The following is a 17,316-nucleotide window of genomic DNA, read 5'->3' on the forward strand; positions in this document are numbered from 1 at the left end:
CCCCGCACCCCGAGGGCTAGCCCTCCCCGCGAGATACCACTTGTGCACGCCTTTCCCGGCGTGTCGCGTGCACAAGTGGCATCTCGCGGCGGGGATCAGGACGCGAAGTGGGCGCGGACCTCGGCCTGCCAGCGGGTGCGGTCCTCGTCGGAGATGAAGGCGGCGTCGAAGGAGTTGAGGGCGAGGCGCTCCAGTTGCGCGTCGTCCATCCCGAGCTCCTCGACCAGCGCGCGGTAGTTCGCGTCGACGTAGCCGCCGAAGTAGGGCGGGTCGTCGCTCGAGACGGTGACGATCAGCCCCGCGTCGAGCATCGCCGGCAGCGGGTGGTCCTTCATCGTGTCGACGGCGCGCAGCGCCACGTTCGAGAGCGGGCAGACCGTGATCGGCACGCCCTGCACGCGGAGCATCGCGACGACCGCCGGGTCCTCCATCGCGCGGATGCCGTGGTCGATCCGCTCCACCTTCAGCATCTCGAGGGTCTCGGCGACCGTCTCCGGACCGCCCTCCTCGCCCGCGTGCGCGACCAGGTGCAGGCCCTCCGCCGCGGCCCGCGCATAGACGTCGATGAAGAGCTCCGGCCCGAAGCCGACCTCGTTCGAGTCGAGCCCGACCCCGATGATGTGCTCGCGGTAGGGGAGGATCGCGGTCAGCATCTCGTCCGCCGCGTCGGCGCCGAGGTCGCGCAGGAAGCACATGATCAGGTCGGTCGAGATGCCGTGCGTCTCCTCGCTCCGCCCCAGCGCGCGGGTGAACCCGGCCATCACGACGTCGAGCGGCACGCCGTTGCCGAGGTGCGTCTGCGGATCGAAGAAGATCTCGGCGCGGCGGACGTTCGCGAGCTTCGCGCGATCGAGATAGCCGGTGGCCAGCTCGAAGAAGTCGCGCTCCGTCTTCAGGACCGTGAGGTTCGAGTAGTGCAGCTCGAGGAACGAGGCGAGGTCCTGGAAGGCATAGCGCGCGCGCAGGGCGTCGAGGTCCTCGGTCGGCAGTGCGATGCCGTTGCGGCGCGCCATCTCGACGATGTGCTCGGGCTCGATCGTCCCCTCGATGTGGATGTGCAGCTCGGCGCTCGGCGGCGCTCCGCGATCGAGGGCGGTGCCGGTGGCGGGAGGCGTGAGGGTCACGGTGGCGTTCCTGTTCCGGGCCGCGGTCGCGCCCCGCGGTCACCGTAGTCGGCGCGTGTTACGCGCCGATGACCGGCGGATGTGCGGCCCGCGACGACGCCCGCCCGCCCGGCTCCGCGGGTCACGCCACGGACCCGGATGCGAGGATGGCCCGGTGACCGCGCATCCCCGGCTCGACGAGCTCATCCGCACCGTCCACGTCCTCCGCGCCCCGGGCGGCTGCCCGTGGGACGCCGAGCAGACCCACGAGTCGCTCGTGCGCTACCTGATCGAGGAGTCGCACGAGCTGGTCGACGCGATCGAGGCCGGCGACCGGGCCGACCTGATCGAGGAGCTCGGCGACGTGCTCTACCAGGTGCTCTTCCACTCCGACCTGGCCGCCGACGGCCCGGAGCCGTTCACGATCGAGGACGTCGCGGCGCACATGAACGCGAAGATGATCGGCCGCCACCCGCACGTCTTCGGCGACGCGACCGCGGAGACCGCCGATGACGTCATCGCCGTCTGGGACGAGCTGAAGAAGACCGAGAAGCCGCACCGGACGAGCGTGCTCGACGGGATCCCGCAGGGCATGCCGGCTCTCGCGCTGGCCGACAAGGTGATCGGCAAGGCCACCACGCTCGGCATCGTCGACGCGGGGGAGGGGCCGCTGCCGATCGAGTCGGAGGAGGACCTCGGCCCGCTGCTGCTCGCGATCGTCGCGTCGGCCCGGGCGCAGGGGCTCGACGCCGAGCGCGCGCTGCGGACGGCGACGCGCGACCTGCAGGACGAGATCCGCGCGGTGGAGCGGGAGCGCCGGGAGGGGTAGCTGTCGCCTCGAGTGCTGATCACGGGGATCTCGATAGGCCCGCTCCGCGGGCTACTCGATCAGCAGAGGTGGTGGGCTCTGCGCAGTGCGGCGAGATCCATGCTGGTCGAGTAGCCGCGGAGCGGCGTATCGAGACCTCACGTCTCCAGAGCGGTGGATCTCGATACGCCCGCTGCGCGGGCTACTCGATCAGCATGGCTGGCCCGCTGCGCGGGCCGCTCGATCAGCAGGAAGGCCGACCGTCAGGCGACGCGGCGCCCGCGGGGCAGGCGTGCCGCCGGCGTCGCCGTGCGGCGGATCGCGCCGAGCAGCAGGCCGACCGCGAGCACCAGCTGCAGCGTCAGACCGACGAACCAGGACGGGACGGTCGCGTCGAAGACCTCCTCCGGAGTACTCGGCCGCGTCGAGCCGGTGTAGCCGGAGCAGGAGAGCTCGACGACCGGCTCCGGCGCGATCTGCGCCTGCCGCACCAGCAGCGAGAGCCCGGTGAACAGGTCCTCCGGCGAGCCGTACTCGTCGAGCTGCGGTGGGACGGCGTCGGCCAGCACCACGAACGGGTTCAGCGCGAGCAGCCCCCAGTAGTAGTCGGCCCGCGCCACCTGCGTCTCGTAGTCCGGTCCGCAGATCCCCTCGTCGTCGTCGACGAAGACGGTCTGCTGCTCCGTGGTCGTGACGGCCGTCAGCAGCCCGAACGCGATCAGCGACCCGACGCTCATCGCCGCGACCACCAGGTAGGTGGTGACGACCGACATCAGCGGCCGGTCGAGGATCCCGCTGAGACCCACTCCGATCGCCGCGACGACGCCCAGCTGCACCGCGAGCACGAGCACCGAGACCGACGCGGAGGCGAGCGACACCCCGCCGACCCCGACGGCGACGAGCAGGAACGGCACGGTGCTCGCGAGGAACGCCAGCGCGACCAGCCAGGCCGAGACGAACTTGCCGAGCACGAGCTGCGCCGTGGTCACGAGGGTGACCTGCGTCGTCGCGAGGGTCCCCGCGTCGCGGTCGCCGTTCACGGCCGTGCCGGAGAGCGCGGGCGTCACCAGGCTGCCCAGCAGCAGCACGAAGTAGACGAGGGTCGAGTAGAGGAAGCCGCCTACGACGGCGCCGCTGCCCGAGAAGACGCCGGTCGCGACGACCAGCAGTCCGGTGACCGCGCCGACCAGCAGGAAGAACAGCCCGAGCAGGACGAAGGACGAGGTCCCGCGCACCCGCTGGGCGAGCTCGAGGCGGAGGACGATGCCGACGCCCTGCAGGAACGGCAGCGGCCGGGCGGTGGTCTCGGTGATCATCGGGCCTCCTCCTCGTTCTCGGTGCTCGGTTCCGCGGGCCGGCCAGGCCCCGTGGCACTCCCCGGCTCCCCGGCCGAGCGGGTCAGGTCCGAGAAGGTGTGCTCCAGCTCGCCCACCGCCGGCGCGAAGCGGCTGACCGCGACCCCGGCCGACACCAGCCGCGAGAGCAGCTCGGCCGCCGCCGCATCGTCGACGACCGGCACGAGGGCCGCGTCGCGCTCCACTCGGACCGGCACGCCCGTCAGCCGCTCGACGACCTCGGCGAGCTCCGCCCCGCGCGGCCGCACCGCGTCGATCCGCCAGGCCCGCAGTGCCCGCGACGCGCGCGCGACCGCCTCCTGCGAGGCCGTCACCCCGCCGTCGAGGTAGACCGCCGCGGTCGCCATCTCGTCGAGCTCGGAGAGCACGTGACTCGAGACCATCACCGTGCGCCCCTCGCCGGCGAGCCGCAGCACGAGGTCGCGCAGCGCGATCCGCGCGCCGGGATCGAGCCCCGAGGCAGGCTCGTCGAGCACCAGCACCGACGGGTCGTGCACGAGCGCGCGCGCAAGGCTCAGCCGCTGCTTCTGCCCGCGCGAGAGCACACGGGTGGGCCGGTCGCCGAACTCGATCAGGTCGACGAGCCCGAGGAGCTCGTCGGCGCGGGCCTCGGCGTCCGGGCGCGGCAGCCCGTACAGCTGCCCGGTCGTCCGGAGGGTCTCCCGGCAGGTCAGGCTCGCCCAGGAGCCGAGGACGTCGGGCATCCAGCCGAGCGCGGCCCGCACCGCGGCGGGCTCCTCGACCGGGTCGTGCCCGGCGACGCGGAGCCGCCCCGCGTCGGGGCGCAGCAGCGTCGCGAGCAGCAGCATCAGCGTCGTCTTGCCCGCGCCGTTGGGACCGATCAGCGCGGTGACCTCCCCGGGCCGGGCCTCGAAGCTGGCGTCGCGCACGGCGTGCACCGGCCCGAACGCCCGCGACACCCCCTCCGCGACGATGCCGGCATCAGCGTGCGTGTCCATCGAGTCCCCCTCGTCGGTCCGCGGCGATCCCCCTGACCGCGCGAGCGCCGCGAGCCTAGCCGACACCCCCGACCGGCCGGACGCCGGCGGCGCGGAGGGCCGGAGAACACCGGTCGACGGTCTGGGAGAATCGCCGCATGGCTTCTGCGATCACCCCGCCCCGCGGCATGCGCGACTTCCTCCCGGCCGACAAGGCGAAGCGCGAGCACGCGCTCGGAGTGATCCGCCGGGTCTACGCGGCGCACGGCTTCGACGAGATCGAGACCCCGGTGGTCGAGGACTTCGAGCGCCTGCACTCCGGCCTCGGCGGCGACAACGAGAAGCTCGCCTTCAGCGTGCTGCGCCGCGGGCTCTCGCACGACGACCTCGCGGCGGCGGCCGCGGCGGACGACGCCTCGGGCCTCGCCGACCTCGGCCTCCGCTTCGACCTCACCGTGCCGCTCGCCCGCTTCTACGCCAGCCACCGCGCCGAGCTGCCGACCGTCTTCCGCTCGGTCCAGATCGCACCGGTCTGGCGCGCGGAGCGCCCGCAGAAGGGCCGCTACCGCCAGTTCGTCCAGTGCGACATCGACATCATCGGCGAGCCGGGGCAGCTGGCCGAGGTCGAGCTGATCACCGCGACGGCCGCCGCCCTCGACACGCTGGGCCTGCGCGACTGCACGATCCGGATCAACGACCGCCGGATCCTCACCGGCATCCTCGAGCACTGCGGCTTCGCCCCCGAGCGCTTCGGCCCCGCCCTGATCTCGATCGACAAGCTCGACAAGATCGGGGCGAGCGGAGTCGTCGCCGAGCTCGAGGCCGACGGTCCGGACGCCGCGGCCGTGCTCGGCGGCTACCTCGCCCGCATCGAGGCGGCCGTCGCGGCCGGGGGAGTGGCGCTCGAGCAGTCCGCGATCCTCGGCGTGCTGCCCGAGGGCATCGACCCGGAGGCGGTGCTCGCGCTCGAGACGCTCGCCCGGTCGCTGCGGTCGCTGCCGACCGGCGTCTCGCTCCGCTTCGACCCCACGCTCGTGCGCGGGATGGGCTACTACACCGGCACCATCTTCGAGATCGCGCACCCCTCCTCCGGCTCGTCCGTCGGCGGCGGCGGCCGCTACGACGGCATGATCGGGCGCTTCCTCGGCCAGGACGTGCCGGCCTGCGGCTTCTCCATCGGCTTCGAGCGGATCGTCGAGCTGATCGACGTGCCGCTGGACGAGCGGCCGGACGCGGTCGTCCTCGTGCACGAGCGCGACGCGGCCCCGGAGGTGCTGCTCGCGCTCAAGCAGGAGCTGATCGTCGGCGGCTCCCGCGTGCGGCTGGAGCGCCGCGCGAAGAACCTCACGCCGCTGCTCGACCGGGCCGCCGCCGCCGGATTCACGCGCTTCGCACTCGTGCCCCGCGACGCCGCAGCGGCCGCGGATCTCGCCTTCAAGCCGCTCGGCTGAGCTGAGAGGGGCCTCAGCCGATCCGCCGGGAGGGACGGGCGGAGCGGTCGGATCGTTGTCGGATCCGTGAGACCCTTAATACCCGCGAAATCTGCGGACACACCGGAGAAATCTCCCGAGGATAGCGTCGAGGCACCCCGATCGGCGCGGCTTGGCGCGCCCCGTGGGGCACCCGTCGCCAACCGCGCACCACAGCAGCTTCCACCGCCTTACCCGAGGAGTCCCCCTTGCCCCTGTCGCCCTTCCGCACCTCGCAGACCTTCGACCGCCGCAGCGTCCTGCGCATGGCCGGCGTCGCCGGTCTCGCCCTCGGCGGCGTCTCCGTCCTCGCCTCCTGCGCCTCCGACTCCTCCGGCGCCTCGGCCGAGGACGGCGGCGACCTCGGCACCCTGAAGGTCCAGCTCTCCTGGATCAAGAACGAGGAGTTCGCGGGCGAGTTCTTCGCCGACTCCAAGGGCTACTACACCGAGGCCGGCCTCTCCGGCGTCACGCTGACCGCGGGCCCCTCGACCGGCACCGCCGAGCTGCTGTCCGGCTCGGCCGACGTCGCGCTCAGCGACGCCGTCTCGGTCGGCACCGTCGTCGCCAATGAGAAGGCGCCGCTCAAGATCATCGGCGCGACCTACCAGAAGAACCCGTTCACGGTCCTCTCGATCGCGACCGCCGGCAACATCGCCACCCCCGCCGACCTCGCCGGCAAGAAGATCGGCGTCCAGGCGTCGAACACCTCGCTCTTCCAGGCGCTGCTGAAGGCGAACGGCCTCGCCGAGTCCGACGTCACCGTCGTCCCGGTCGAGTACGACCCCTCGGTCCTGATCAACGGCACCGTCGACGGCTTCATCGCCTACCTGACCAACGAGGCGATCACCGTCGCCGCCGAGGGCTACGAGGTCGTCAACCTGCCCTTCGCCGACAACGGCCTCCCGTTCGTCGCCGAGACCTTCACCGTCACCGACCAGGCCATCTCCGAGAAGCGCGAAGCGCTCAAGGCGTTCCTCGTCGCCGAGATCAAGGGCTGGACCGACGCGGTCAACGACCCGGAGGCCGGCGCGATGCTCGCCCTCGAGACCTACGGCAAGGACCTCGGCCTCGACGAGGAGTCCTCCAAGAAGGGCTCCACCATCCAGTCCGAGGAGCTCGTCGTCTCGGACGAGACCGTCGCGAACGGCCTCTTCACGATCTCGGACAGCCTCCAGGAGGAGACGCTCGCGTCGCTCTCGGGCGCCGGCATCGAGGTCGACGCCGCCGACCTCTTCGACATGAGCCTCCTCGCCGAGGTCTACGAGGAGAACCCCGACCTCGTCAAGTACGCCGCCTGACCGCGGCGACCGGAACAGCTCCACCACACATGCAGCACCACGGAGGGCACCACTCGTGACCGACACGACCGACGCCGGCACTCTGCGCGAGCAGGGTGCCGGCGGCACCGGCATCCAGATCCACGGCCTGTCGAAGACGTTCCGGATGGGCTCTCGCAGCGTCACCGCGCTGCAGGACACCGATCTGCACACCGACCAGGGCAGCTTCCTCGCGCTCCTCGGCCCCTCGGGCTGCGGCAAGTCCACCATCCTGCGGATCCTCGCGGGGCTGGAGGAGCCCACCTCGGGCTCCATCCGGGTGGACGGCCGCACGCCCAAGGAGCTGCGCCGCGACAACAAGCTCGGCATCGCCTTCCAGGACCACGCGCTCCTGCCCTGGCGCAGCGTGATGTCGAACATCCGCCTCCCGTTCGAGATCGCGGGCAAGTCGGTGGACCAGTCCTACATCGACGAGCTGATCGACCTCGTGGGCCTGCGCGGCTTCGAGAAGGCCAAGCCGGCGCAGCTCTCCGGCGGCATGCGCCAGCGCGTCTCGATCGCCCGCTGCCTCATCCTCAAGCCCGAGGTGCTGCTGCTGGACGAGCCGTTCGGTGCGCTCGACGACATGACGCGGCAGAAGCTCAACCTCGAGCTGCTGCGGATCTGGACCGAGAAGCCGGCCACGACCCTCCTCGTCACCCACGGCATCTCGGAGGCGATCTTCCTCTCGGACCAGGTCGCCGTGATGAGCCCGCGGCCCGGCCGGGTCAAGGAGATCATCGAGATCGACCTGCCCCGCCCGCGCACGCCGGAGATGCAGCGCACCCCCGAGTTCCACGCCTACGTCGACCAGGCGTCCGAGCTGCTGTTCGGCGACGGCGGCGCGGCCGCCGACGACCACTGAGGCGCCCCGTGGCCACCCTGCTCCCCGCCCCCGTCCCGCCGACCGAGCGCCGCTCGCGCTCCCTCCCACCCTGGGCCTCCGGGCTGATCGGCATCGTCGGCATCATCGCCGTCTGGTGGCTGATCGCCCTGGTCACCGCCCCCACCGGCGGCACGACCTACGCCCCGGTCCCCACGCCGATCCAGGTCGCGCAGACGATCGCCGAGGACGGGCCCGCGTTCTACTGGGCCAACTTCTCGGTGACGATCGGCGAGGCCGCGGTCGGCTACTTCTGGGGCAACCTCATCGCCCTGGTGCTCTCCGCGCTCGTCCTGATCGTGCCGTGGCTGGAGGGGATCGTCTCCCAGCTTGCGGTCGTCACCTACTGCGTGCCGATCGTCGCGATCGGGACGCTCGTGCTCCTCATCCTCGGCGGCTCCGACGCGCCGGGGCGGCCGAGCGACACCGCGATCTTCCTCGCCGGGCTCTCGGTCTTCTTCACCACCGTCGTCGGCAGCCTGCTCGGCCTCAAGGCGGCCGACAAGGCCTCGCTCGACGTCGTCACCGTCTACGGGGGCACGAAGTTCACCCAGCTCCGGAAGGTCCGCGCCATCGCGGCGCTGCCGAACATCCTCTCCGCGCTGCAGATCGCCGTTCCCGCGGCGTTCCTCGGCGCGATCCTGGGGGAGTACTTCGGCAAGATCGAGACCGGGGTCGGGCCGATCCTGGTCGCGGCGCAGGTCTCGCTGAACTCGCCGCGCGTCTGGGCGCTCTTCCTCCTCTGCGCGGCCGTGGCGCTGATCGGCTACGGCCTCGTCGGCCTGATCGGGCGCCTCGTCGCCCCGTGGTCCTCCGGAAAGCGGGCATGACATGACCTCCACGATCCCCGACCGCACCGAGCAGTCGAGCCCGACGCAGATCATCGCGGTCGACGAGCTCCGCCGTCAGCTGCGCAGCGCCGCCCTCGGCGCCACGCTGAAGAGCCTGCGCAAGAGCCTCCTGATCGCGCTGTCGACCGTCGCGATCGTCCTCGCGATCTGGATCGGCGTGATCCTCTTCAGCGGCGTCTCGCCGTACGTGATCAAGGGCCCGTGGGACGTCTGGGCGCACCTGGTCACCGACGAGTCGGCGGCCGAGAACCGCGCCGAGCTGGGCGGGCTCTTCGCCGTCACCATGGTCGACTCGTTCATCGGCTTCGCGGCCGGCCTGATCGTCGCGATCCTGGTCGCGATCCTCTTCCGGCTGTCCAAGGGCGTCGAGCACGCACTGATGCCGTTCGCGCTGCTGCTGCGCTCGGTCCCGCTGATCGCGATGACGCCGCTGATCATCCTGGTCTTCGGCCAGGGGACGGTCGCCTCGGTCGCCGTGGTCGGCGGCATCGTCGTGCTCTTCCCGGCGCTGGTCACGATCGCGTTCGGCCTCAACAACGCCTCGCCGCAGATGCTCGACGTCGTCTCGGTCTACGGCGGATCCACGCTCACGGCGATCCGCAAGGTCGCCATCCCCGGCGCGCTGCCCTCGCTCTTCGCGGCGATCCGCGTCTCCGTCCCCGGAGCGATCACCGGCGCGCTGCTGGCCGAGTGGCTCTCCACCGGCGACGGCATCGGCGGCGGCATCGCCGGCTGGACCGCGCAGGCCCGCTTCGACGACATCTGGTCGGCCGTCGTCCTCGTGACCGGCGTCTCGCTGATCCTCTACATGGTCGTCCAGGTCATCGAGACCTTCGTCCTGTCCCGGATGTCCCTCTCCCTCTCCTGACGCACGTCTGCTCCCCTCCGCGAGATGCCACTTGTGCACGCCCGACACGGCGTGTCGCGCGCACAAGTGGCATCTCGCGGGACGGGGAGGGACGGGTCAGACGGTCACGATCGCGTCGATGCGGCGCGGGGATAGCAGGTCGCGGCCGCCGAGGCCGTCGAGCTCCATCACGACGGCGATGCCCTCGAGGGACCAGCCTGCGCGCTCGATCAGGCGGCAGCTCGCGTCGAGGGTGCCGCCGGTGGCGAGCACGTCGTCGACGAGCAGCAGGCGCGCGCCCTTCGGCACCGCGTCCTCGTGCACTTCGAGCTGAGTGCTGCCGTACTCGAGCGTGGCCTGCTCGCTCAGCACGGTCCGCGGCAGCTTGCCGGGCTTGCGGATCGTCACGACTCCGAGGCCCGCGGAGTAGGCGGCGGCCGCGGCGAGGAGGAAGCCGCGCGCCTCGACCCCGGCGATCGCGTCGATCCGGCCGCGGTACGGCTCGATCAGCGCGTCGGCGACCGCGCGCAGCGCCTCGCCGTCGCCGAAGACCGGCGTGAGGTCGCGGAAGAGGATGCCGGGCTTCGGGAAGTCGGGGACGACCTCGGTGAGGCGCTCGACGAGGGCGGCGGCGGTGCTGGTCACGGGGTCCTCCGGTGGGGCGGGAGCGGATCGGCGGCCGTGAGGCGCGGCTGCCGTCAGGGCCCTGGGAGTCTACCGACGCCTCGCGGACGCCTCCCGTTCCGAGGCGGTCAGTAGACTCCTTCCCGACCGCTCCCGCCCTCCGGGAGCCCACCCGTCAAGAGGAGATAGTTGTGGCCCTTATCGAGGCAGTCGTCGCCCGAGAAATTCTGGACTCCCGTGGCAACCCCACGGTCGAGGTCGAGGTCCTGCTCGAGGACGGCGCGTCCTCGCGAGCGGCCGTCCCCTCCGGTGCCTCCACCGGCGCCTTCGAGGCCTACGAGCTGCGCGACGGCGACGCCGAGCGCTACCTCGGCAAGGGCGTGCAGAAGGCCGTCGACGCCGTCATCGACGAGATCGGCCCGGCCATCGAGGGCTTCGACGCCACCGACCAGCGCCTCGTCGACGCCGAGCTGATCGAGCTCGACGGCACCGAGAACAAGTCGCGCCTGGGCGCGAACGCGATCCTCGGCGTCAGCCTCGCGGTCGCCAAGGCCGCCGCGCAGTCGGCCGACCTCGACCTCTTCCGCTACGTCGGCGGCCCCAACGCGCACACCCTGCCCGTCCCGCTGATGAACATCATCAACGGCGGCGCGCACGCCGACACCGGCGTCGACATCCAGGAGTTCATGGCCGTCCCGCTGGGCGCCGAGTCCTTCTCCGAGGGCCTGCGCTGGGGCGTCGAGATCTACCACGCGCTCAAGGCGCAGCTGAAGAAGGCCGGCTTCGCCACGGGCCTGGGCGACGAGGGCGGCTTCGCCCCCGACCTGCCCACCAACCGCGAGGCGCTCGACTTCATCCTCAAGGCCGTCGAGGCCGCCGGCTTCACCCCCGGCAAGGACATCGGCCTCGCGCTCGACGTCGCCTCCTCCGAGTTCTACGAGGACGGCAAGTACACCTTCGAGGGCAAGAAGCTCTCGGCCGAGGAGCTCTCCGCGTACTACGCCGACCTCGTCGCCAACTACCCGCTGGTCTCCATCGAGGACCCGCTGGACGAGGACGACTGGGCCGGCTGGACCCACCTCACCGCCGAGATCGGCGACAAGGTGCAGCTCGTCGGCGACGACCTCTACGTCACCAACCCGGTGCGCCTGGCCCGCGGCATCGCCGAGAAGGCCGGCAACTCGATCCTGGTCAAGGTGAACCAGATCGGCACGCTCACCGAGACGCTCGACGCGGTGGCCCTCGCCCAGCGCAGCGGCATGACCGCGATCCTCTCGCACCGCTCCGGCGAGACCGAGGACACCACCATCGCCGACCTGGCGGTCGCGGTGGACGGCGGCCAGATCAAGACCGGCGCCCCGGCGCGCTCGGACCGCGTCGCGAAGTACAACCAGCTGCTGCGCATCGAGGAGATCCTGGGAGGCGCCGCGACGTACGCGGGTCGCTCCGCCTTCCCGCGCTTCACCGCGTAGTCTCTCCCCGCCGGAGCGGCCCCGGAGCCCAGCACCTCGGTGCGGGCACCGGGGCCGCTCCTGTTCCGCCCTCATCCGTTCCACCACTCGAGGAGGCACCCGCCCATGGCCCGACCGCCCCGCCGGCCCTCCGCACCCGGGAGCGCGCCCCGCCGCCCGGCCGCTGCCGAGACTCCGGACTCGCCCGCCTCGAAGCCCGCCGCCTCGAAGCCCGCCGCGTCGAAGCCCGCCGCCGCGACGCCGAGCGCCTCGAAGCGGGGCGCCTCGAAGCCGTCCGCCTCGAAGAAGCCGGCGTCCAAGCCCGCCGGCGCGACGTCCGCCGCGTCGAAGCGCCCCGGCGCGAAGCCCGCCGCGTCGGCCCCGAAGGCCTCGCGCACCCCGCGCGCGAAGCAGCCTCCTGTCACACCGTCCTCCGCCTGGGTCGCGGGCGTCCGCGGCTCCGGCTTCACGCTGCTCGTGATGGGCATAATGATCCTGGCCGTCGTCGTCCTCGCGCCCAGCGTGAAGAACTTCGTCGAGCAGCGCGCCGAGATCGCCGAGCTGCAGCGCTCCGTCGACGCGGCGAAGACCCAGTCGCAGAACCTCGACGAGCAGCGCGTGCGCTGGTCCGACCCCGCCTTCATCCGCGCCCAGGCCCGCGAGCGCCTGTACTTCGTGATGCCGGGGGAGGTCAGCTACCTCGTCCTCGACGACATCGCCGTCGCGCAGCAGGCCGCGCAGCCCGCGTCGAACTCGGTGCAGAAGACCCCGAGCGACTGGGCGGGCTCGCTGCTCTCCTCGATCGCGGTCTCCGGCCTCGGCGACCCGACGACGGCGGAGCTCACCCCCACTCCCTGACCCCGGCCCCTCGCCCGGCCGCCGCCTACACTGGAGAGTTCCCTCCGGTCCCCGCGCCCCCTGGAGTCCTCCGTGACCACGCCCCCGTTCGACCCGCCCACCGAGCACGACATCGCCGTCGTCTCCGCCCAGCTGGGCCGCCCCGCCCGCGACGTGGTCGGCATCAGCGCGCGCTGCGTCTGCGGCAACCCGACGGTGGTCTCCACCAGCCCGCGGCTGAGCGACGGGACGCCGTTCCCCACCTTCTACTACCTGACCCACCCCGCCGCGACCGCCGCGATCTCGCAGCTCGAGGCGACCCAGGTCATGGTCGAGTACAACGCGCTCCTGGCCGAGGACGAGGCGCTGCGCGACGCGCACGCGGCGGCCCACCGCGCCTTCCTCGCCGACCGCGAGAGCATCGCCGTCGTGCCCGAGATCGCCGGCATCTCCTCCGGCGGAATGCCGACCCGCGTGAAGTGCCTGCACGCCCTCGCCGGCCACGCGCTCGCCGCGGGTCCCGGAGTGAACCCGATCGGCGACCTCGCGCTCGCCCGCGCCGACTGGTCGCCCGAGCGCTGCGAGTGCCGGCCGCTCGAGGTCTGACAGACTCCGCGGACCGGCGGGTCGACGCGATTCGACGCGCGGTTCGCTAGGCTGATTCCCAGTCGGGGTCAGTGCTGCCACCCGCATCGAGAGCGGGCACTTCGCGAGTAGCAGGGTGTTCGCATTGTCCATCCCTCTGGAGTGTTCACCGTGCCCAAAATCCTGATCGTCGGAGGCGGCTACGCCGGCTTCTACACCGCGTGGAAGCTGGAGAAGTACCTCCGCGCCAACGAGGCCGAGGTCACGATCGTCGACCCGCTGCCCTACATGGCGTACCTGCCCTTCCTCCCCGAGGTCGCCGCGGGCTCCATCGAGCCGCGCCACGCGATCGTCTCGCTGCGCCGCCACCTCAAGAAGACCGCGATCCTCGCCGCGAAGGTCACCAAGATCGACCACGCGTCCAAGACCGCGACGATCACCCCCACGGTCGGCGAGCCCTACGAGTTCGTCTACGACCAGATCGTCGTCACCGCGGGCTCCGTCTCGCGCACCTTCCCGATCCCGGGCGTCGCCGACAACGCGATCGGCCTCAAGACGATCGAGGAGGCGACCGCGATCCGCGACCGCATCCTCACCAACTTCGACAAGGCCGCGACCCTGCCGGCCGGCCCCGAGCGCTCGCGCCTGCTGACGGTCACGGTCGTCGGCGGCGGCTTCGCCGGCATCGAGGTCTTCGCCGAGCTGCGCTCGTTCGCGAGCGCGCTGCTCAAGCGCTACCCCGAGATCGACTTCGAGGAGACCAAGTTCCACCTCGTCGAGGCGATGGGGCGGATCATGCCCGAGGTCGCGCTCGAGACGAGCCACTGGGTCCTCAAGAACCTCGACCAGCGCGGCGCCACCGTGCACCTCGACACGCAGCTGAAGTCCGCCGAGGGCGGCGTCATCGAGCTGTCGACGGGCGAGACCTTCGAGTCCGACCTGATCATCTGGACCGCGGGCGTCATGGCGAACCCGTCGATCAAGAACTCCGACCTCCCGATCGAGGAGCGCGGCCGTCTGCGCGTGCGCGCCGACCTCCGCGTGGGCCACGACGACGTCATCGTCGAGGGCGCCTGGGGCGCCGGCGACGTGTCGGCCGTCCCCGACCTCACCGGCGGCGGCGTCGGCGGCTTCTGCGTGCCGAACGCCCAGCACGCCGTCCGCCAGGGCAAGCTCATGGCGACCAACATCATCGCGGTCCTCCGCGGCGAGGCGCCCAAGGACTACTTCCACAAGAACGCGGGAGCGGTCGCCGGTCTCGGCATCGGCATCGGCGTCTTCCAGTCCGGCAAGATCGCGATCAAGGGCTTCCCGGCCTGGGTCATGCACCGCGGCTACCACGGGCTCGCCATGCCCTCGTGGGAGCGCAAGTTCCGCGTGGTCTGGGGCTGGTGGAACAACCTCTGGCTCGGCCGCGATATCGCCTCGATCGAGGCCCGCGAGTACCCGCGCGGCTCCTTCGAGACCTACGCGTCGCGCCCCCGTCCGGCCGCTCCGGCCGCCGAGTCGGCTCCGGCCGGCACCCCCGGCCCGGCCGGCGCGCCGGTGACCGTGGGCGGCGAGCCCGCCAAGGCCTGACAGCACCGTCGGGTGGTGCGCGAGAGCGCGCCGCCCGGTGGTCGCCCCCATAGCCCAATCGGCAGAGGCAGACGACTTAAAATCGTCTCAGTCTGGGTTCGAGTCCCAGTGGGGGCACTCGTTCGGCGCCAGCGCGCTGGTCTTCTTCGCAACCGGATGTAGCATCGAAGGACAACGGGCCGGCCGCCGGAACGTTGCCAGCCTGAAGCCCCGCTCTGCGGGGCTTCAGTCGTTTCGCGTGGAGATCTCGTCACGGCGTCCAGACTCGTGCGTGGGCGGTGGACCCGTCGATCAGCGCGCCCAGTCGCGCCACTGTCCTCGCTGACGCGGGATGCCGCTCGGTCACGGTGAATCTCCGTCGGTGCAGATACACCGCCAGGTCGACGGCTTGCAGCCCGGCCGTCACTCTCGACGACGCGAAGCGAATGGGCGCCGATATCCGATCCAGTCTGCTCGAGCGGTAGCCGGGCGTTCCGAGCAACTGGTAGCTCTCGAACTCCCGTCGGTGATCGTCCTGGGTCGCGATCTCATCGGCGACCACCCGGACCTTCTCCCAGTCGGAGCAGAGGGATCTGTGGCAGTACTCGTCGATCCGCTCGAGGAGATGCTGCAGCACGACGGGGTGAGGCTTCTGCTCGAGCTGGTAGCGAGCGTTCAGGCGCCGCACGTCGACCCCGCGGAAGAGGTACTGAACTCCGGCGTGCTGAGCGATCTTGAGTGCCGCACCGTAGACGTCCGCCGCTTCGCGATGCTTCCCCCGCAGGGGCTTCCAGTCTCCGGATCCGCCCATCAGTTCGTGTCCGTGCAGTTCCGCGTCGGGCGCGATGCCGTGTTCGGTCGTCGCTCTCTCTCTGAGACGTTCGTAATCCCGTTCGAGCCGATCCCAGTTCTCCTTCGAGGTCACGGCGGCACCGATGAAGTAGTAGCTCTGGTCGTACGACTCGTCGACGTAGGCGATCAGCATCCGGCCCTCGACTCGGCTATCCCGTGGAAGTGGGGACGGGGGAGGGGAGCTTTCGGGCGGCGAGGCCGTCCGCGGCCCTGCTCGATCCGCACCTCGGGGCGCACCGTTCTCAACGCTTGATCACTCTGGCGATCAGCGTCGCGATCGGGGGCAGGGCGGCGGCAATGGCCGCCGCACCTCCTGCTACAGGACTGCCGACGAACTCACCGATCTTGCCGACCGCGGGTGCGAGCTGGTCGCCGATTTCGAGGCTGAGAACGAAGAAGGCATAGGTGTAGAAGACGATCGTTGCCCAGGCTGTCCTCAACCCGGCTTCCCGCTTCGGTGGGACGTGAGGCGGAAGGGCTGCTCCAGCACTCCGACACCCGAGGAGCGAGATCCGACTCTGCGAACGGGAGAGAGCCAGCTCGGTGCATCGCTCGAGCCATGGCTCGGCCTCGGGGAGAACTGAGTCGGCGGTATCGAGCCTCGGCCGTCCGGCGCAGACGCGCAGAACGGCTCTCGTCCAGCGCTGTGCGCGTGTCCGCTGCGACGGGAGAGCGGTGGGTGTGCGACTGAATCGCTCGACGAGGCATGTCTCGATTGGGTCGAGAAGAGTGTCGCGTCGGTCCGAGTCGTCGAAGCGTCCCGAGTCGAGCGCCTTTCGGACATGGACCATCCGCTCGAAGAACTGCCACTCGAACACCTGTCGATTCCGCCAGTGGCGGTCCCTGAGGGTCATGGTGACGAGCACCTGCGCGAAGCCGAGCGGAACGAGCGCGAGAGAGATCAGAATCGAGGACAAGTCGTGAGGCAGCAGGCAGACGAGGGTCAATCCCAGCTGAAGGAGGCCAGCCGCGAGTGCTACGTAAGCGAGGAGACTCGGAACCGCGAGCCGCGCACAGTTCGCTCCCTGGGCCGAACGAGCGTCGGTCTCGTGAAGCGCTTGAAACCTTCGCCAGGCAGGGCCGCCTCCACTCGCCTCTGGGATCCCGGGACCGCTGATGATGCGGATTCGCCCGAGGATTCGGAGCCAGTGCCGTTCACTCGGCATGACGGTGTCGGGCGCCCGGCCGGTGTCGAGCGCGGGCATGACCACCAGCAGCCACATCGCCCAGAGGAGGGCTCCCGCGATGTTGAGGGTCTCGATGCGTGGCCACCACGCTTGCCAGAACTGGTCCACCTGCGCTCCCCGCCGAGGACTAGCCCCCATTTAGCGAGAATAACTCATGGTAGATCGGTGGCGACCCATGACGCGACACGTCGCCCTTATGGCGTGCGTGTGAGCACCGCCGTCATCGACGACTCGGACGTTGAGATCGAAGTGCGGCTGAGCGGCGCGCAGTTCGCCGACAATGTCACTCGTCTCATCCATTCGCCGACACGGGACCCTCGGGTGCATCGGCGAGCGGGCTCTGCGCGGTCGTGCTCGCCGGGCTAGGCCGCGCGGGCGTGCGCGCTCTTGGCGAGCGGCACCGCGTCGATGCCGTTCGCCCCCTCCAGGAGCACTGCCTCGAGCAGCGCAGTGATCTCGTCGGGGGCGCACTCGGCGCAGAGGACGACGAGCTCCTCAGAGCTCACACCCTCGGAGTCCTCGCCGCCGGAGCGGTCCAGGACGACGGCATCGGTTCCGCAGCTTCCGCATTCGATCATGCGGGTACCGTACGTCCGACCTCCGACATCGCCGCGATGCGCGGACGGTGAGTCGCGCGGGAGTGCGAGAGT

Annotated in this window: 18 protein-coding genes and 1 tRNA gene; 11 read left to right on the forward strand and 8 right to left on the reverse strand. The window is 71.1% G+C overall.

Annotated features, from left to right (window positions below):
* Positions 1-95 precede the first annotated feature (95 nt).
* Positions 96-1,124, reverse strand: coding sequence for an adenosine deaminase (locus MT353_RS17905; RefSeq protein ID WP_243625499.1), 1,029 nt, complete (start codon positions 1,122-1,124; stop codon positions 96-98).
* A gap of 154 nt (positions 1,125-1,278) precedes the next feature.
* On the opposite strand from MT353_RS17905, the gene MT353_RS17910 reads away from it, so the two are divergent.
* Complete coding sequence (locus MT353_RS17910) at positions 1,279-1,932, forward strand: MazG family protein (protein ID WP_243625500.1); 654 nt, start codon at positions 1,279-1,281, stop codon at positions 1,930-1,932.
* A gap of 242 nt (positions 1,933-2,174) precedes the next feature.
* On the opposite strand, the gene MT353_RS17915 is transcribed toward MT353_RS17910, so the two are convergent.
* On the reverse strand, positions 2,175-3,227 hold the full coding sequence (locus MT353_RS17915; protein ID WP_243625501.1) for an ABC transporter permease: 1,053 nt from the start codon (positions 3,225-3,227) through the stop codon (positions 2,175-2,177).
* Positions 3,224-4,225, reverse strand: a complete 1,002-nt coding sequence (locus MT353_RS17920) for an ABC transporter ATP-binding protein (RefSeq protein ID WP_243625502.1) — start codon at positions 4,223-4,225, stop codon at positions 3,224-3,226. The genes MT353_RS17915 and MT353_RS17920 overlap by 4 nt, the downstream gene beginning before the upstream one ends.
* A 137-nt stretch (positions 4,226-4,362) precedes the next feature.
* Between MT353_RS17920 and hisS the strand changes: the two genes are divergently transcribed.
* From hisS to MT353_RS17945, 5 genes are all read left to right on the forward strand, one after another.
* On the forward strand, positions 4,363-5,655 hold the full coding sequence (gene hisS / locus MT353_RS17925; protein WP_243616398.1) for a histidine--tRNA ligase: 1,293 nt from the start codon (positions 4,363-4,365) through the stop codon (positions 5,653-5,655).
* A 227-nt stretch (positions 5,656-5,882) separates the two neighbouring features.
* The gene (locus MT353_RS17930; RefSeq protein ID WP_243598509.1) at positions 5,883-6,974 is read left to right on the forward strand and encodes an ABC transporter substrate-binding protein; all 1,092 of its coding nucleotides are present in this window, start codon (positions 5,883-5,885) and stop codon (positions 6,972-6,974) included.
* A 145-nt stretch (positions 6,975-7,119) separates the two neighbouring features.
* Positions 7,120-7,857, forward strand: a complete 738-nt coding sequence (locus tag MT353_RS17935) for an ABC transporter ATP-binding protein (RefSeq protein WP_123705595.1) — start codon at positions 7,120-7,122, stop codon at positions 7,855-7,857.
* An 8-nt stretch (positions 7,858-7,865) separates the two neighbouring features.
* On the forward strand, positions 7,866-8,705 hold the full coding sequence (locus MT353_RS17940; RefSeq protein WP_243582213.1) for an ABC transporter permease: 840 nt from the start codon (positions 7,866-7,868) through the stop codon (positions 8,703-8,705).
* A gap of 1 nt (position 8,706) precedes the next feature.
* Positions 8,707-9,594 carry an ABC transporter permease gene (locus MT353_RS17945; protein ID WP_208110631.1) on the forward strand — a complete coding sequence of 296 codons (888 nt, stop codon included), beginning with the start codon at positions 8,707-8,709 and terminating at the stop codon, positions 9,592-9,594.
* Positions 9,595-9,690: 96 nt separating this feature from the next.
* On the opposite strand, the gene MT353_RS17950 is transcribed toward MT353_RS17945, so the two are convergent.
* Positions 9,691-10,218 (reverse strand): adenine phosphoribosyltransferase, encoded by a 528-nt coding sequence (locus tag MT353_RS17950; protein WP_132437731.1) that lies wholly within the window; start codon positions 10,216-10,218, stop codon positions 9,691-9,693.
* A gap of 170 nt (positions 10,219-10,388) precedes the next feature.
* On the opposite strand from MT353_RS17950, the gene eno reads away from it, so the two are divergent.
* Positions 10,389-11,669: a phosphopyruvate hydratase gene (gene eno / locus MT353_RS17955; protein WP_123447613.1), complete on the forward strand. Its 1,281-nt coding sequence runs from the start codon at positions 10,389-10,391 to the stop codon at positions 11,667-11,669.
* A gap of 71 nt (positions 11,670-11,740) precedes the next feature.
* Here eno and MT353_RS17960 read toward each other — a convergent pair whose 3' ends face one another.
* Complete coding sequence (locus tag MT353_RS17960) at positions 11,741-12,136, reverse strand: hypothetical protein (RefSeq protein WP_243616397.1); 396 nt, start codon at positions 12,134-12,136, stop codon at positions 11,741-11,743.
* Between MT353_RS17960 and MT353_RS17965 the strand changes: the two genes are divergently transcribed.
* From MT353_RS17965 to MT353_RS17980, 4 genes are all read left to right on the forward strand, one after another.
* On the forward strand, positions 12,129-12,506 hold the full coding sequence (locus MT353_RS17965; RefSeq protein ID WP_123447611.1) for a septum formation initiator family protein: 378 nt from the start codon (positions 12,129-12,131) through the stop codon (positions 12,504-12,506). The two genes, MT353_RS17960 and MT353_RS17965, sit on opposite strands and share 8 nt — an antisense overlap.
* Positions 12,507-12,578: 72 nt before the next feature.
* A complete protein-coding gene (locus MT353_RS17970) occupies positions 12,579-13,091 on the forward strand; it encodes a DUF501 domain-containing protein (RefSeq protein WP_123734084.1) in 513 nt (170 codons plus the stop codon).
* 150 nt (positions 13,092-13,241) lie between these two features.
* Entirely contained in the window at positions 13,242-14,648 is a 1,407-nt protein-coding gene (locus MT353_RS17975) for an NAD(P)/FAD-dependent oxidoreductase (RefSeq protein WP_123705592.1), read from the forward strand.
* 43 nt (positions 14,649-14,691) lie between these two features.
* A tRNA-Leu gene (locus MT353_RS17980) sits at positions 14,692-14,765 on the forward strand.
* Between the two features lie 133 nt (positions 14,766-14,898).
* Here the strand turns inward: MT353_RS17980 and MT353_RS17985 are convergent.
* From MT353_RS17985 to MT353_RS17995, 3 genes are all read right to left on the reverse strand, one after another.
* Positions 14,899-15,612, reverse strand: coding sequence for a DUF3800 domain-containing protein (locus MT353_RS17985; RefSeq protein WP_243616395.1), 714 nt, complete (start codon positions 15,610-15,612; stop codon positions 14,899-14,901).
* Between the two features lie 109 nt (positions 15,613-15,721).
* Positions 15,722-16,774 (reverse strand): hypothetical protein, encoded by a 1,053-nt coding sequence (locus MT353_RS17990; protein WP_243616394.1) that lies wholly within the window; start codon positions 16,772-16,774, stop codon positions 15,722-15,724.
* A gap of 254 nt (positions 16,775-17,028) precedes the next feature.
* Positions 17,029-17,244 (reverse strand): hypothetical protein, encoded by a 216-nt coding sequence (locus tag MT353_RS17995; protein ID WP_243616393.1) that lies wholly within the window; start codon positions 17,242-17,244, stop codon positions 17,029-17,031.
* Positions 17,245-17,316: the final 72 nt, after the last annotated feature.

This window comes from Rathayibacter sp. VKM Ac-2927 (genome assembly GCF_022815525.1).
In the GTDB taxonomy this organism is placed as follows: domain Bacteria; phylum Actinomycetota; class Actinomycetes; order Actinomycetales; family Microbacteriaceae; genus Rathayibacter; species Rathayibacter festucae.